Annotated in this window: 8 protein-coding genes; 7 read left to right on the top strand and 1 reads right to left on the bottom strand. The window is 66.8% G+C overall.

The features are described from left to right. The first annotated feature begins 19 nt into the window (after positions 1-19). The 4 genes from CVV72_RS25760 (at position 20) to CVV72_RS25745 (ending at position 9,932) form a co-directional block, all read left to right on the top strand. Positions 20-541 (top strand): hypothetical protein, encoded by a 522-nt coding sequence (locus CVV72_RS25760; protein ID WP_219146137.1) that lies wholly within the window; start codon positions 20-22, stop codon positions 539-541. A gap of 312 nt (positions 542-853) precedes the next feature. Then, entirely contained in the window at positions 854-1,609 is a 756-nt protein-coding gene (locus CVV72_RS25755) for a hypothetical protein (RefSeq protein ID WP_219146136.1), read from the top strand. 819 nt (positions 1,610-2,428) lie between these two features. After that, complete coding sequence (locus tag CVV72_RS25750; RefSeq protein ID WP_219146135.1) at positions 2,429-5,929, top strand: DNA-directed RNA polymerase subunit beta; 3,501 nt, start codon at positions 2,429-2,431, stop codon at positions 5,927-5,929. 91 nt (positions 5,930-6,020) lie between these two features. Then, complete coding sequence (locus CVV72_RS25745; RefSeq protein WP_034304217.1) at positions 6,021-9,932, top strand: DNA-directed RNA polymerase subunit beta'; 3,912 nt, start codon at positions 6,021-6,023, stop codon at positions 9,930-9,932. A 236-nt stretch (positions 9,933-10,168) separates the two neighbouring features. Here the strand turns inward: CVV72_RS25745 and CVV72_RS41775 are convergent, their stop codons facing one another. After that, positions 10,169-10,390: a hypothetical protein gene (locus CVV72_RS41775; RefSeq protein ID WP_255632261.1), complete on the bottom strand. Its 222-nt coding sequence runs from the start codon at positions 10,388-10,390 to the stop codon at positions 10,169-10,171. Between the two features lie 335 nt (positions 10,391-10,725). Between CVV72_RS41775 and CVV72_RS25740 the strand changes: the two genes are divergently transcribed. The 3 genes from CVV72_RS25740 to CVV72_RS25730 all read left to right on the top strand — a co-directional run bounded on the left by CVV72_RS25740 (position 10,726) and on the right by CVV72_RS25730 (position 16,432). Beyond that, complete coding sequence (locus CVV72_RS25740) at positions 10,726-11,883, top strand: carboxypeptidase-like regulatory domain-containing protein (protein ID WP_255632260.1); 1,158 nt, start codon at positions 10,726-10,728, stop codon at positions 11,881-11,883. 876 nt (positions 11,884-12,759) lie between these two features. After that, positions 12,760-14,604, top strand: coding sequence for a selenium-binding family protein (locus CVV72_RS25735; protein ID WP_255632259.1), 1,845 nt, complete (start codon positions 12,760-12,762; stop codon positions 14,602-14,604). 79 nt (positions 14,605-14,683) lie between these two features. Beyond that, positions 14,684-16,432, top strand: a complete 1,749-nt coding sequence (locus CVV72_RS25730; protein ID WP_219146134.1) for a hypothetical protein — start codon at positions 14,684-14,686, stop codon at positions 16,430-16,432. The last annotated feature ends 4 nt before the right edge of the window (positions 16,433-16,436 follow it).

The raw sequence follows: 16,436 nt of genomic DNA, 5'->3' as shown, positions 1-16,436 counted from the left end.
ATATCTAACCTGGAGTGTCATGAGTTCTTCTCGATCGCGGACCCTGGTCCTCGGGGCGGCGGCGTTCGCGCTCGCCGCCTTCGTCGCCGCGGCGATCTTCGGTGTCATGTGGGCCGTGGCCGCGTCGGACGACAACGCCGACCTGGCGCGCTCCCGGGACGACGTGGTCAAGGCGGGCGGTACCGCGATCAAGGCGTACACCGAGGTCGACTTCGAGAAACTCGACGAGTTCTTCGCGAAGCAGAAGGCCGTCTCCGACGAAAAGATGAGCCAGCAGCTGGCCCAGCTGGAGCCGACCTACCGCAAGGCGCTCGGCGACGCGAAGACCAAGGTCGTGACCACCATCCAGGACATCGCGGTCGAGGAACTCGACGACCACGAGGGCAAGGCGAGCTTCCTCGCCGCCATCTCCACCCAGGTCACCCAGGGCGACAAGGCGAGCTCTAAGGCGCTGCGCCTGGAGGTCTCGATGACCAGGGTCGGCGATGAGTGGAAGCTGTCCGGGATCGACAACGTGCCCCTCGTCGCGGCCGGTCAGTAAGAGCGTCACCTAGAACGGAGCCACGTAGTGCCCCCCTCCCGTCGCCAGCCTCCTCGCAGCACTCCGCCGGTGCGCCGCCCCCGGGTGGCCGGCCTGCGACGGCCCGGTGCGTCTCCTGCTCCCGCCTCTCCGGAAGTCCCTGCCGCGGAGGTCTCTGAGGTCGAGGTCTCCGAGGTTGAGGTCGACGAAACGCCGACGCCGGTTCGCCGCCCGTCGCCGCGGCCGGCTCCGCGTCCCGCGCCCGCGCCTGCGCCCGAACCGGAGCCTGAGGTCGTCGAGGCGGCTGAGCCTGAGGCGGAGCCGGAGCCTGAGGTGGCCGCTGTCGAGGCTCCTGAAGAGCCTTCGGCTCCCGAAGACTCCGAAGACTCCGAAGACGAGGTTGTTGCGAAGCCGAGCCCGCGTGCGAAGGTCCGCGCGGCTGCCGAAGACAAGCCGGACGACCTCGAAGAGGCTGAAGCCGAGGTCGCTTCCGATGACTCTTCGGAGCCCGGGAAGAAGCCGGCCTCCAGGCAGCTGATCCTGGCGGGCGCGCTGGTCGTCGTCGGACTGCTGCTGGCCGCGACCGCGGTGCTCTTCAAGATCCAGGCCGACGAGGTGTCCAGCTCGACGAATAACACCGCGCTGCTGGACGTCGCGAAGACCGCGCAGGTCAAGGACCAGGTCGCGAAAGCGACCGAGGCGCTGTTCTCGTACGACTACAACAACATCGCGAAGACCGAGACCGCGGCGGGCGACCTGCTGGTCAACGACGAGGTTCGGGCGAAGTACAACCTGCTGATGGGCGAGGTCAAGCGGCTGGCACCGCAGCAGAAGATGGTGGTGACCTGCAAGGTCACCCGCAGCGCCGTCATCCGGCTGGAAGGCGACCGGGCCGACGTGATGGTGTTCGTCGACCAGAGCTCCACGCGGGCCGACACGAACAAGACCACCGCTGGGAGCGCGCAGCTGCACTTGAACGCGGAGCTGCAGGGCGACAAGTGGAAGATCACGGCGATGAACACCTACGCCGCTCCGCCCAACCCGGCCGCTTCCTCGGCCCCCGCCTCACCCCCGGCCCCCTCGAAGTGACCCCACCGGATCGCGTTTAGCCCCCTAAACGCGATCCGGTGCCGCGCCCCGCGCTCGTTCCGTGAAGGCCTCCTTGAGGGACCCAGAGTCCCTCAAGGAGGCCTTCACGGCTTTCGCTTCGTGGGAATCGCTCCAGATCGCGTTTAGGGGGCTAAACGCGCCCTGGGGGCACCCACGCCACCGCATCTCCGCAGCCGCCCGACGCGTCGCGTTTAGCTCCCTAAACGCGACGCGTCGCGCGCTCCCTGTGCCCCGCACCAAACGACTCACCGGTCACAACCGCCACACGCCCGAAACGTCCAGAGATGCCCCGGACCGCCCTCGCCCCCGACCCGGTGATCCTCCCGGACACCCCCGGCCCGGATCGCGTTTAGCCCGCTAAACGCAGGTCGGCGCGCCGGCGCCGCCACCTGCGCGTACCGGACGGTAACCAGGATGATCGTCCTGTGAAGCACCCCGCCCGGAGCTACTTCAACGCTGCGCCAACCGGCGGGACCACCGCGCGGCATCTTGACTCAGAGCCCCTGTGGGGTCACGCTTACTGGCAACGGTGAGAACCGGCGGTGCCCTTGCGGGAGGGACGGTCCGGGGAGGCCGAGGAGAGGCATACCTGAAGACGTTGCGATGCAGGCTGGGCCCCATCGGGAGCGCCCCCTGGACAGACCGCGACGTTCGGGCTAGACTGCTTCTTTGCGCTGCCCTCTTTCAGGCTGCCCGGAGCCGGTAGTTAGGATAGTGGGCACACGGCACCCTTGACAGACCGCATCAGCTGTTGCTGACGCGGCTGCTCACCGCTCATTGTCCCCGGAAGGACGCATCTTGGCAGTCTCTCCCGCGAACCAGGCCACTGCTGCGACCACCTCGGCTGTATCTCGCTCGGAGTCCACGGGAATCCCGGGAGCCCCCAAGCGGGTCTCCTTCGCAAAGATTCGCGAGCCGCTCAGCACCCCGAACCTGCTCGACGTGCAGATCAGGTCCTTTGAATGGTTCACCGGCGACGAGGCGTGGTTCGAACGCCGCGTCGAAGAAGGTGAAGAAAACCCGGTCGGCGGCCTGGAAGAGGTCCTCAACGAGATCTCGCCGATCGAAGACTTCTCCGGATCCATGTCGCTGTCCTTCTCCGACCCGCGCTTCGACGAGGTCAAGGCCTCCGTCGAGGAGTGCAAGGACAAGGACATGACGTACGCGGCCCCGCTGTTCGTGACCGCCGAGTTCGTGAACAACAACACCGGCGAGATCAAGAGCCAGACGGTCTTCATGGGCGACTTCCCGGTGATGACCGACAAGGGCACCTTCGTCATCAACGGCACCGAGCGTGTCGTCGTGTCCCAGCTGGTCCGTTCGCCGGGTGTGTACTTCGACACCAGCGTCGACAAGACCACCGACAAGGACGTCTTCAACGTCCGCGTCATCCCGAGCCGGGGTGCCTGGCTGGAGTTCGACGTCGACAAGCGCGACACCGTCGGCGTCCGCATCGACCGCAAGCGCCGCCAGCCGGTCACCGTTCTGCTGAAGGCGCTCGGCTGGACCACCGAGGCGATCCGCGAGCGTTTCTCCTTCTCCGAGACGCTGCTCGCCACCCTCGAGAAGGACCACACCGCCGGCACCGACGAGGCACTCCTCGACATCTACCGCAAGCTGCGCCCGGGCGAACCGCCCACGAAGGAGAGCGCGCAGACGCTGCTGGAGAACCTGTTCTTCAAGCCGAAGCGCTACGACCTGGCCAAGGTCGGCCGGTACAAGCTGAACAAGAAGCTCGGCCTGACCACGCCGTACGACACCGGGACGCTGACCGAAGAGGACATCGTCTCGACGATCGAGTACCTGGTCCGCCTGCACGCGGGCGAGGACAAGGCGACCGTCGGCGACCAGGTCATCCCGGTCGAGACCGACGACATCGACCACTTCGGCAACCGTCGTCTCCGCACCGTCGGCGAGCTCATCCAGAACCAGATCCGCGTGGGTCTGTCCCGGATGGAGCGCGTCGTCCGCGAGCGGATGACCACCCAGGACGTCGAAGCGATCACGCCGCAGACCCTGATCAACATCCGTCCCGTCGTGGCGGCGATCAAGGAGTTCTTCGGTACTTCGCAGCTGTCGCAGTTCATGGACCAGAACAACCCGCTGTCGGGGCTGACGCACAAGCGTCGTCTGTCCGCCCTCGGCCCCGGTGGTCTGTCGCGTGAGCGCGCCGGCATGGAGGTCCGTGACGTCCACCCGTCGCACTACGGCCGCATGTGCCCGATCGAGACGCCGGAAGGCCCGAACATCGGCCTGATCGGTTCGCTCTGCTCGTACGCGCGGGTCAACCCGTTCGGTTTCATCGAGACCCCGTACCGCAAGGTCGTCGAGGGCCGTGTCACCGACCAGGTCGACTACCTCACCGCGGACGAAGAAGACCGCTACGTGAAGGCGCAGGCGAACGCGCCGATCTCGGAAGACGGCACCTTCGTCGAAGACCGCGTCCTGGTCCGTAAGAAGGGCGGCGAGGTCGAGCTGATCGACCCGCTGGACGTGGACTACATGGACGTCTCGCCGCGGCAGATGGTCTCGGTCGCGACGGCGATGATCCCGTTCCTCGAGCACGACGACGCGAACCGCGCGCTCATGGGCGCGAACATGCAGCGTCAGGCCGTGCCGCTGCTCCGCAACCAGGCGCCGTACGTCGGCACCGGTGTGGAGCTGCGCGCCGCGGTGGACGCCGGTGACGTGCTCGTCGCCGAGCAGTCCGGTGTCGTCGAGGAGCTCTCGGCCGACCTGATCACGATCATGCACGACGACGGCACGCGGAAGAGCTACGGACTGTACAAGTTCCGTCGCTCGAACCACGGCACCTGCTTCAACCACCGCCCGATCGTCAACGAGGGCGACCGGGTCGAGCAGGGTCAGGTCATCGCCGACGGCCCGTCCACCGAGAACGGTGAGATGGCGCTCGGCAAGAACCTGCTCGTCGCGGTCATGCCGTGGGAGGGCCACAACTACGAGGACGCGATCATCCTCTCCGAGCGCCTGGTGCAGGACGACGTGCTCACGTCGATCCACATCGAGGAGCACGAGATCGACGCCCGCGACACCAAGCTGGGCGCCGAGGAGATCACCCGGGACATCCCGAACGTCTCCGAGGAGGTCCTCGCCGACCTCGACGAGCGCGGCATCATCCGTATCGGTGCCGAGGTCCGCGACGGCGACATCCTGGTCGGCAAGGTCACGCCCAAGGGTGAGACCGAGCTGACCCCGGAGGAGCGCCTGCTCCGCGCGATCTTCGGCGAGAAGGCCCGTGAGGTCCGCGACACCTCGCTGAAGGTGCCGCACGGTGAGACCGGCAAGGTCATCGGCATCCGCGTGTTCTCGCGCGAAGACGACGACGAGCTGCCCCCGGGCGTCAACGAACTGGTCCGCGTCTACGTGGCCCAGAAGCGGAAGATCCAGCCGGGTGACAAGCTCGCCGGCCGCCACGGGAACAAGGGTGTCATCGGCAAGATCCTCCCCGCCGAGGACATGCCGTTCATGGAGGACGGCACGCCCGTCGACATCATCCTGAACACCCACGGTGTCCCGCGTCGTATGAACATCGGCCAGGTCCTGGAGCTTCACCTGGGCTGGCTGGCGTCGCAGGGGTGGAAGATCGAGGGCAACCCGGATTGGGCGAAGAACCTCAACGAGGAGCTCTACGACGTCGACCCCGGCACGAACACCGCGACTCCGGTGTTCGACGGCGCGAAGGAAGAAGAGCTCACCGGGCTGCTCGGCGCGACCAAGCCGAACCGCGACGGCGAGCGCATGGTCAAGCAGAACGGCAAGGCCACGCTGCTGGACGGCCGCTCCGGCGAGCCGTTCCCGTACCCGGTCTCGGTCGGCTACATGTACATCCTGAAGCTGCACCACCTGGTCGACGACAAGATCCACGCCCGGTCCACCGGTCCGTACTCGATGATCACCCAGCAGCCGCTGGGTGGTAAGGCGCAGTTCGGTGGCCAGCGGTTCGGCGAGATGGAGTGCTGGGCGATGCAGGCGTACGGCGCCGCATACACCCTGCAGGAGCTCCTGACGATCAAGTCGGACGACGTGGTCGGCCGCGTCAAGGTGTACGAGGCCATCGTCAAGGGGGAGAACATCCCCGAGCCGGGTATCCCCGAGTCGTTCAAGGTGCTCCTGAAGGAGCTCCAGTCGCTCTGCCTCAACGTCGAGGTGCTGTCCAGCGACGGCGCCGCGATCGAGATGCGCGACTCCGACGACGAGGACCTCGAGCGTGCCGCGGCCAACCTCGGCATCAACCTGTCCCGCAACGAGTCGCCCTCGGTGGACGACGTCGTGCACTGACCCGCGATGAGGCGGGAGCCTGCCTCCCGTGGGCTCCCGCCTCCGCTCGCCAACTCCTCTAGTCGCATCAACCCCAAGGGGATGTAAAGACGTGCTGGACGTCAACTTCTTCGATGAGCTCCGCATCGGCCTCGCCACCGCCGACGACATTCGTCAGTGGTCCTTCGGCGAGGTGAAGAAGCCGGAGACCATCAACTACCGGACGCTCAAGCCCGAGAAGGACGGCCTCTTCTGCGAGAAGATCTTCGGCCCGACCCGGGACTGGGAGTGCTACTGCGGTAAGTACAAGCGGGTCCGCTTCAAGGGCATCATCTGCGAGCGCTGTGGCGTCGAGGTCACCCGCGCCAAGGTGCGTCGTGAGCGGATGGGCCACATCGAGCTGGCCGCTCCCGTCACCCACATCTGGTACTTCAAGGGTGTTCCCTCCCGCCTGGGCTACCTGCTCGACCTGGCGCCGAAGGACCTCGAGAAGATCATCTACTTCGCGGCCTACGTGATCACCGGTGTGAACACCGAGCTGCGGCACAACGACCTGCCGACCCTCGAGAACGAGATCGGCGTCGAGCGCAAGAACCTCGAGACCAAGCGTGACGCGGACATCGAGGCTCGGGCGCAGAAGCTGGAAGCCGACCTGGCCGAGCTGGAGGCGGAGGGCGCCAAGTCCGACGTCCGCCGCAAGGTCAAGGAAGGCGGCGAGCGCGAGATGCGTCAGCTGCGTGACCGCGCCGGTCGCGAGCTGGACCGTCTCGAGGAGGTCTGGACGACCTTCACCAAGCTCGACACCCGCCAGCTGATCGCCGACGAGCTGCTCTACCGCGAGCTCGTCGACCGCTACGGCGAGTACTTCACCGGCGGCATGGGCGCGGAGGCCATCCAGAAGCTGGCCACCGAGTTCGACGTCGCCGCGGAGGCCGAGAGCCTGCGCGACACCATCCGCAACGGCAAGGGGCAGAAGAAGCTCCGCGCGCTGAAGCGGCTCAAGGTCGTCGCGGCCTTCCAGGCCACCGGCAACGACCCGCGCGGCATGGTGCTCGACGCCGTCCCGGTGATCCCGCCGGACCTGCGCCCGATGGTCCAGCTCGACGGTGGCCGGTTCGCCACCTCCGACCTGAACGACCTCTACCGCCGGGTCATCAACCGGAACAACCGGTTGAAGCGGCTGATCGACCTCGGCGCGCCCGAGATCATCGTCAACAACGAGAAGCGGATGCTGCAGGAGGCCGTCGACGCGCTGTTCGACAACGGCCGCCGCGGACGCCCGGTCACCGGTCCCGGTAACCGCCCGCTGAAGTCGCTGTCCGACCTGCTCAAGGGCAAGCAGGGCCGGTTCCGTCAGAACCTGCTCGGCAAGCGTGTCGACTACTCGGGCCGTTCGGTCATCATCGTCGGTCCGCAGCTGAAGCTGCACCAGTGCGGTCTGCCGAAGGACATGGCGCTCGAGCTGTTCAAGCCGTTCGTCATGAAGCGGCTGGTCGACCTGAACCACGCGCAGAACATCAAGTCCGCCAAGCGGATGGTGGAGCGGTCGCGGCCGCAGGTGTGGGACGTGCTCGAAGAGGTCATCACCGGCCACCCGGTGATGCTGAACCGTGCGCCGACCCTGCACCGCCTCGGTATCCAGGCCTTCGAGCCGCAGCTGGTCGAAGGCAAGGCCATCCAGCTGCACCCGCTGGTCTGTGAAGCGTTCAACGCGGACTTCGACGGTGACCAGATGGCCGTGCACCTTCCGCTGTCCGCGGAGGCGCAGGCCGAGGCCCGCATCCTGATGCTGTCGGCGAACAACATCCTTTCGCCGGCGTCGGGCCGTCCGCTCGCCATGCCGCGTCTGGACATGGTGACGGGTCTGTTCCACCTGACCCGCCTGACCGAGACCGCCGAGGGCGCGGGCAACGCGTACTCGTCGCCCGCCGAGGCGATCATGGCGTTCGACCGCAAGGCGCTGAGCCTGCACGCCCCGGTCAAGATCCGCATCACCGACCGTCAGCCCGCCAAGGCCGACGAAGCGGCGCTCGCGGAGAAGGGCTGGGAGCCGGGCAAGGCGTGGCTGGCCGAGACCACCCTGGGCCGCGTGCTGTTCAACGAGCTGCTGCCGGCGGACTACCCGTTCATCAACGAGCCGATGCCGAAGAAGCGTCAGGCCGCGATCGTGAACGACCTCGCCGAGCGCTACTCGATGACCCAGGTCGCGCAGACCCTGGACCGCCTGAAGGACGCCGGTTTCTACTGGGCGACCCGTTCGGGTGTCACGGTCGCGATCTCCGACGTGCTCGTCCCGACCGGCAAGAAGGCCATTCTGGACGAGTACGAAGGCAAGGCCGACCAGGTCGAGAAGCGGTACCAGCGTGGTCAGCTGTCGCACGCCGAGCGCAACAACGAGCTCGTCAAGGTGTGGACGCAGGCCACCGAAGAGGTCCACAAGATCATGGAGACGGCGCTGCCGGACGACAACCCGATCGCGATGATCGTGAAGTCGGGCGCGGCGGGCAACATGACGCAGGTCCGGTCGCTGGCCGGTATGCGTGGTCTGGTGTCGAACCCGAAGGGTGAGTACATCCCGCGTCCGATCAAGGCCAACTTCCGTGAAGGCCTGTCGGTGGCGGAGTACTTCATCGCGACGCACGGTGCCCGAAAGGGTCTGGCGGACACGGCGCTCCGTACCGCCGACTCGGGTTACCTGACCCGTCGTCTGGTGGACGTGTCGCAGGACGTCATCGTCCGCGAGATCGACTGTGGCACCACCCGCGGCATCAACATGCCGATCGGTGAGGACATCGGCGACGGCAAGGTCCTGCGCGACCAGCACGTCGAGACCAGCGTGTACGCGCGGAACCTGGCGACCGACGCGGTCGACGCCAAGGGCAACGTCGTGCTCAACGCCGGTGACGACATCGGTGACCCGGCGATCGACAAGCTCATCTCGAGCGGGATCTCCAAGGTCAAGGTGCGTTCGGTGCTGACCTGCGAGTCGGCCGTCGGTATCTGCGCCACCTGCTACGGCCGGTCCATGGCGACCGGTCAGCTCGTCGACGTCGGCGAGGCCGTGGGTATCGTCGCGGCCCAGTCGATCGGTGAGCCGGGTACGCAGCTGACGATGCGTACGTTCCACCAGGGTGGTGTCGCCGGTGACGACATCACGACCGGTCTGCCCCGTGTCCAGGAGCTGTTCGAAGCCCGGGTCCCGAAGGGCAAGGCGCCGATCGCCGACGTCGATGGCCGTGTGCGCATCGAGGAGAGCGAGCGGTTCTGGAAGATCACGCTGATCCCGGACGACGGCAGCGAAGAGATCGTCTTCGACAAGCTGTCCAAGCGTCAGCGGCTCGCGAACACCCCGAACGGCCCGCTGGGCGACGGTGACCGCGTCAACGTCGGTCAGCAGCTGCTCGAAGGCACGCCGGACCCGCACGAGGTCCTGCGGGTCATGGGGCCGCGCGAGGCGCAGATGCACCTGGTGGACGAGGTCCAGAAGGTGTACCGGGCGCAGGGTGTGTCGATCCACGACAAGCACATCGAGGTCATCGTCCGGCAGATGCTGCGCCGGGTGACGATCATCGACTCCGGTGCCACGGACTTCCTGCCGGGCGAGCTGCCCGAGCGGACCAAGTTCGAGGCGAAGAACCGGGCGTCGGTCGCCGAAGGCGGCGAGCCCGCCTCGGGTCGTCCGGTGCTGATGGGGATCACGAAGGCCTCGCTGACCACGGACTCGTGGCTGTCGGCGGCCTCGTTCCAGGAGACCACGCGTGTCCTGACCGACGCGGCCATCAACGGCCGCTCGGACAAGCTCGTGGGCCTCAAGGAGAACGTGATCATCGGTAAGCTGATCCCGGCCGGTACCGGGATCAACAAGTACCGCAACATCCAGGTGCAGCCGACCGAGGAGGCGCGGGTCGCCGCTTACGCGATCCCGTCCTACGACGACGGCTACTACACCCCGGATGTGTTCGGCTCCACGCCGGGCGCCGCGGTGCCGCTGGACGACTACGACTTCGGCCGCGACTTCCGCTGACCGAAGCGAAATCCCCGGGAAGGGCCCCCGCCGATCCGGCGGGGGCCCTTCCCGTTTCCCGGAATGTTCCAATTCGGCTCCCTTCACCCGAAACGGGTACGCACCCTCCTCAGCGCTCGCTAAATTGATCGGGTTCCACGCGGCTCGGGGGCTGTGCGCGTTCCATTGGGTTATCTGGGGAGACTCTGCGTGAACAAATCACCTGGGGCGAGATCCATCGCGCGTATCGCGGGGGTCTATCTCGCGACGATCGCCGCCGGTGCTGCGCTGACCGGCGTGTTCGCCGCGCCCGCCTTGGCGGATCCGGCGCCTTCGGCGCCGACTTCCAGCGCGCCGACGACGTCCGAACCGCCGAGTAGCACCCCGGCCCCGACGCCCAGCGCGCCGCCAGTGGAGAGTTCTTCACCCGCCGCGCCAAAGCCGCAGGCTGAGCGAGCGAGGGTCGAAGCTTCGGTCACCTTCGAAAAACCGTCGTACAAGGTCGGCGATGACGTCCGTTTCACCTTCAAGGTCAAGAACGTCGGCGAAACCCGCGTGGAAGGTCTCCAACTGCACTATTTCTTCAGCGATCCGGGTGCTCTTTCGATCCCCTACGAGCCAGGGTGGGGGAAGCTGGGTCGCTCGCCTGGCGTGAACCTCGAACTGGGGCAGGCTATCGAGATACCCGTCATCGGGCAGGTAGGCGACCTCGAGAGTGACTTCGTAAGCCTCCGAGGTTACCTTTACGACAATTCCTCGTTGAGCGTCGGCGAGTTCAACGGCACTGTCCCCCGTCACGAAGGTCACCGGCCGGGTGGCGGGTGTCGTGTTCGGCGACAAGAACGGTAACGGCAAGCTCGATGACGGCGAACAGCTGGCCGATATCCCGCTCTTCTTGAGGCACTCCATCAGTTCCCAGGAGTACAAGGCCACGAGCGACGCCGACGGGAAGATCGATTTCGGGGAAGTCCCGGCTGTCGAATATCTTCTCAGCGGCGGAGGCGACTCGATCAAGGGCTGGTTGTTCCCGCTCAAGGTCATTCGGGCCGGCGCGGACACCACGGATTTGCCTATGCGTGGAGTGCGGCCGTTGAACGACGCACTCAAAGCGTCGGTGTCCTTCACCAAGGACACCTACAAGCCCGGAGAACTCGCCCAGGTCACGGTGAAGCTGACGAACTACGGACGACTCCCGCTCGTCGGCATCGTCGCCGGCTGCAATCGCGCAGGCGTGGACTTTGCCCTGAAGGGCGGTCCAGGTTGGGGAGAGCTCGAGTACTTCGCCGGGGCGACGATCGCTCCAGGCCAGACCCGGATCTTCGACGTGACCGAGAAGATCCCGGACGGCGCGCTGAACCATGGCCGGGTCTCGGTGTCGTGCGACTTCGGCTATACCGACGTCGGCATCGGTGGCAACCCGCGCGCGTCCGACGAAGCAGCGGTGCCCGGTGGGATCGCCACCCTCGCGGGCCAGGTGATCCACACCGCCGATCCGGACAAACCGGCGAAGGGGCTCGCCGGGGTCAAGGTCGTACTCGCCTCCGACGGCGACTGCCCGACCATTGTCGAGACGACGACCGACGCGGAGGGGCACTTCAAGATCGCCAACCTGGTGCCGGGGCCGAAGTACCGCCTCTTCTTCGCCCCGCCGCAGGGCTGGCGGATCTTGTACGACAACCCGATCTCGATCTACGTCGTCGGTCCGGCGGATAATCCTGCCAGGCTTCACGTCGAAGCCGGGCAGGGCGACGAACCGCCGCCCACCTTGCCCACCCGGCGGCCTGGTTGTGACGCGTCCGCAAACACCACACCCGCCCCCGGCACCCCCGGTAACCAGGCCTCCGGCGGTGGAGCGGGCCTGGCCCGGACCGGTGCCGACGTCCTCGGCCTCGGCACCCTCGCCCTGGCCGCCCTGGCACTCGGCGCGGGTCTGGTCTTCACCTCGCGCCGCCGTCGCCACCAGGCCGACTGACCTGCGTTTAGCCCCCTTATCGCGATCTGTCACCTGCCCGCGTCCGATGCCACCGGATCGCGTTTAGCCCGCTAAACGCGATCCGGTGGCACTTGCGTTTAGCCCCCTAACTGCGATCTGCCCGCACGCCCCCTGGCGCTTCACCCGACCTGCGTTTAGCCCCCTAATCGCGATCCGGCGGAAGGGGCCCAGGTCAGTACATGTGCGGGGAGGGCACTGCCACGCCTCGGCGAGTGCCGGGGGACGGATGCCTCGACTGTGCCCGTTCGCCTTGCCCTCTTCTCGTGCGAAGTCCCGGTATGGGATCGCTTGCGCGAGGAGGGAGCCGCCTCGTGGTTCCGGCAAACAGCAGAGTTCCCGGGAAAGTGTAACGAAACCATAACGGCCTCGGCCGGGTCGGATACGGGTTACTGGTCCGTTGTGACGTGCGGTAGTGCGGCCAGGTGGCCTAATTCCCAATGCTCGGAAAACCGCCACCCATTCGGCTCAACGGCCTATCCGCATCGTGGGAAATTCACTCCGTCGTGGCATGTCTCATTCTTTGATCACGAGATTGACACTCCAACGGCTTCACACGAGTATTTCGCCCATGCAATCCCCAGTCGCCTTGGTGTGGCGCCGGCACGTCGACTTGCGGCAGCAAGCCAGCGCGCTGTGTAGGGATTCCTGACCCTTTCCGGGCTTACTCGATCAGCGTATTCGCAACGGCTGCGACGTTTCCTCGTGCGCTGACGCTTTCCGCTGTGCCGCAACGCTTCCCTGGTGGAACCGGCGGCTGATTGCTTTCCCTTCGATCGTGCCGGTGACGCCTGCGCGAAAAAGGGGGAGAGGTGTGCCAATTGTCTGGCGCTTCGGTAGCGAAAACAGGGAGAAAGAATGCTATCCAACTCGCCCAAGTGGCGAAAAGTGGTGATCGGCGCCTTGGCGGCGGCGCTCGCCGTGGGCACGGTGACCTACACCGGTTCCACGACGAGCGCCTACGCCGACGTCCAGGTCTTCAAGGACGCGAAGAAGGCGGCGGACGGCAAGGAGTACTGGGTCCAGAACCACCTGGTGTCCAGGGACGTCGCGGCGTCCCGGAGCGCGGACGGCAAGCGCAAGAAGTGGCTGCTGGTCTGGGCCGGTGACGAGAACATCGCCGACACCCTGGTCAAGGACGTCAAAAATCTGCCGGGTTCGCTCGGCGGCGGCCTGAACAAGATCAAGAACGCGTTGCCCGGTCCGGACTTCCTCGCCGTGATCGACGCGACGCAGGGTTCGCCGACGTACGGCAAGGTCGTCAACACCGCCACCGTCGGGCCGCTCGTCGAGAACGAGCCGCACCACATGCAATACGTGTGGCACAAGGGAGACACGATCTACGCCGGCGCACTGTTCGCCGCCGCGACGTACGCCTTCGACGTCTCCGCGTTGCCGCAACTGAAGCTCAAGGGCGTCAGCCTCCCGACTCAGACCCTCGGCGGCTCCGTGCCGGACGCGTACTGGGTGCTCAAGGACGGCACCGCCTACGGCACCTACATGGGCGGTCCGGTCGTGCCCGGCCCGCACACCTACGCCAACGGTTCCACGGTCGTGGGCAACGGTTTCGCCGGAAGCCCCGGCGAGGTCGTCCGCTTCGACCAGAACGCGCAGGTGCTTTCCGAGTCCCCGGCGGCCACGCCGCAGGGCGACAACAGGAAGCTGTGCGACAACCTCCCGCAACTGGACAAGCCGACCTGCGCCAATCCGCACGGCATCCAGGCGCGTGAGGATCTCAACACCCTGGTCACCAGCGACTACGCCGAGCCGCGCAACATCATCCTCGACCCGGTGAAGCAGCCGTCGCCGTATCTGCGGCGCCCGACGGTCCGCACTTGGGACATCTCCGATCGCAACAAGCCGAAGCTCAAGGCGGTCTCGTACCTGCCGGACGGCCCTCGCGCCGATCCCGCGGACCCGCTGCATGCGGAAAGCCGCGCGGTCATGGAGACCACGGTGACCAACCTGCCCGGCCACAAGGGCGCGTTCGCCCAGACGATGCAGGGCGGCGCGGTGTTCTACACACCGGACATCACCGCCAAGGAACCGCACTGGATCCAGGTGTTCGACGACGGCGCCGCGAACAAGGCGATCCATCCGAACAACGACTCCAACGGCGGTGGCTCCAACGGTGGCTGGATCCAGACCAGTCCCGACGACAAGTACCTCTACCGCGCGATCACCGGCCGTTCCAAGGGCGCCCTCGGTCCGCACGACCCCGGCACCACCGGCGGCGTGTACGTCCTCGACATCCAGAAGCTGGTCGCCGCCGGCGACAAGGTCGAGAACATCAAGGGCCGGATCGACACGAAGGAGAAGTCCCAGCAGGGCGGTGGCGGCGACCTGCCGACCGTCGTCGGCGCGGCGCCGATCAACCCGGGTACGCCCGGCGGCGGCCCGCACTGGGGCGCGTACGACAACTTCGTGCTCGGCGACGACGGCTACTACCACGAAACCGACAAGCCGCAGCACCTCGCGGTGTCGAACTACTTCGTCGCACGGTCCGGTTTGGACGGTGACCACAAGGTCAACCTGCTGAATCTCGGCGAGGACGGAAAGGTCGCGGTCGACCAGAACTTCCGGGACGAGTTCACCGGACAGGTCGGGATCAACTTCAACCGGAAGACCTGGCCACACGGGTCCTTCGGCAACGCCAAGCCGCACTCCGAACTGTTCGTCGTGGCGGACGCGGATCTCAAGTAACCCTGCTCGGCGCGGAAGGCCGTGGGTGGCGGGGCACGCCCGTCACCCACGGCTCCGCCGATCTGTTCGGAGAAGTCCCATGGATCATCACGTCATACCGGCGAGCTCGGGTTCGGCCGGAGCCGACATCGCCCTCGTCCTGCTTCGGCTCGGACTTCTGCTGGCAACCGCTTTCCTCGCGGGCACAGGGATCCTGCGCCCGCTGGTGGGTGAGCTGCCCCGGCGGCTCCATCTCACGATCGCCGTACTCGGCGGGGTTTCCGCCACGCTCGCCGCGGTCTCCGCCTTCGCGACCGACGTCAACGTCATCGCGTTGATCGTGCACCTCGTGCTCGCGCTGGCCATTCCCGTCCTGATCCGCAGGCCGTCGGCAGGCCGCTGGGCCGCCCTCGCGCTCGCCGCGCTGGTGGTGCTCGAAACCTCGCTCGGGCGGACAGGAGTCGAATTCGCCATCGACACCGTCTACGTCGCGGCCGCGGCCTTGTGGTTCGGCGTCTTCGTTCTTTCCGTCTGGGTTCCCGCCGAGCAATGGCGCCAGACGAACTTCCGGCTCGGCCCGCTTTCCCTCACGCTGGGCGGACTTCTCGTCGTCGCGGGCACAGTCCAGCTGTTCACGTCGGGGCTCGGGTTCGACCGCCGGATCTACGGCACCCTCTTCGGCCTCACGTTGCTGGTGACCGCTGTGCTGCCGGTCGCCGCCGTTTTCTTCTTCTCCCGCAACGATTCCACGCGCGTCTACCGGTTCGGTGCGGTCGCCGTGGCCGTCGCCTTCGTTGCGTGGAGCGCCCTCGCGGCCATTCCCGAACCGCCCGAGCTTCCGGTTCCCGGTGTCGCGCTGCTCGCCGAAGCCTCCCTCGGTGAACAGCGATTCCCTGTACTGGTGAGTCCGCAGCGGCCTGGCAAGAACCTCGTGCATTTCCCCGCGAGCGCGGGAGAAGACCTGTCCGCCGGAATCGAAGGCGGTCTGATCGGCAAGGCCATCGTGCGCCCAGGTGCCGAGGGCACCTGGGCCGAGGTCGACCTGCCGAAGGGGCGCAGCGACCTCGTCATCGGCCGTGGTGAGGAAAAGATGAAGATCGAGGTCGACGCGGGGGAGGAGCCGGGCCCCGTCATCGAGGACGCGGACGCACCCGAGTGTGCTTCGGCGGCGTTGGGCGGCCTTGTCGCCGATCGCCGTGAAGTCCTCACCTCATGCCCGGCGGACGCGCTTTCGCCTGAGGACAGCGGTTCTCTCGTCAAGCTCGTCGAATTCCTCGCCGGTCGCAAGCCTTCCGCGCTCACGCTCGTCGAGGACACTTCTCGGCGCAGTGTGGCCGCCGCGAAGCTGGTCCGAGAGACCGCCGCGCGTTCGGGTCTGCCCGTGCAGACAGAGGCGGGGCCGAACACCGCGCTGGTCGTCGTCTCCGGCTGGGCCGGCGGCTACACGGCGATGACCCGCGCGGCCGAGTCCCAACGGCTCAAGCCGACCCATCAATACGGCCTGTACCTGGCGCCCTGGCTTCTGAACGGGCCGATCGTCAACTCCGTCGCGAGTTCTTCGGTGCCGCTGAGGTTCGATCCGCGCGAGCAGGTCGCCGTGAGTTTCGCGGTCGCCGCGGGCAACGCCTTCGGCGGCGAAAGCCCCACGCTCGGCGGCTTCCGGAACTGGCTGGGCGACCAGTGGAAGTCGATGAACGGGGACGTCCAGATCTTCGCGGCGGCGCAGGTCAACGCCATGCCGATGTACCCGGGCGAACCGCACGCCGTCGGGATGATCGCCGATCGGAACTACGCGGGGCAATGGATCCCCGACGGCACGATCGTGCCGGTCAGCTCGGTACTGCGGTGAAGGA

This window comes from Amycolatopsis sp. TNS106, assembly GCF_019330265.1.
Lineage (GTDB): Bacteria > Actinomycetota > Actinomycetes > Mycobacteriales > Pseudonocardiaceae > Amycolatopsis > Amycolatopsis lurida.
Note: the sequence above shows the minus strand (reverse complement) of the source record. Positions and strands in the feature narration are given on the sequence as shown.

What these genes read in the sequence shown, in the direction of transcription:
- CVV72_RS25760 (WP_219146137.1), top strand. Translation starts at nt 20, where the DNA reads ATGAGTTCTTCTCGATCGCGGACCCTGGTCCTCGGGGCGGCGGCGTTC.
- CVV72_RS25735 (WP_255632259.1), top strand. Translation starts at nt 12,760, where the DNA reads ATGCTATCCAACTCGCCCAAGTGGCGAAAAGTGGTGATCGGCGCCTTG.
- CVV72_RS25730 (WP_219146134.1), top strand. Translation starts at nt 14,684, where the DNA reads ATGGATCATCACGTCATACCGGCGAGCTCGGGTTCGGCCGGAGCCGAC.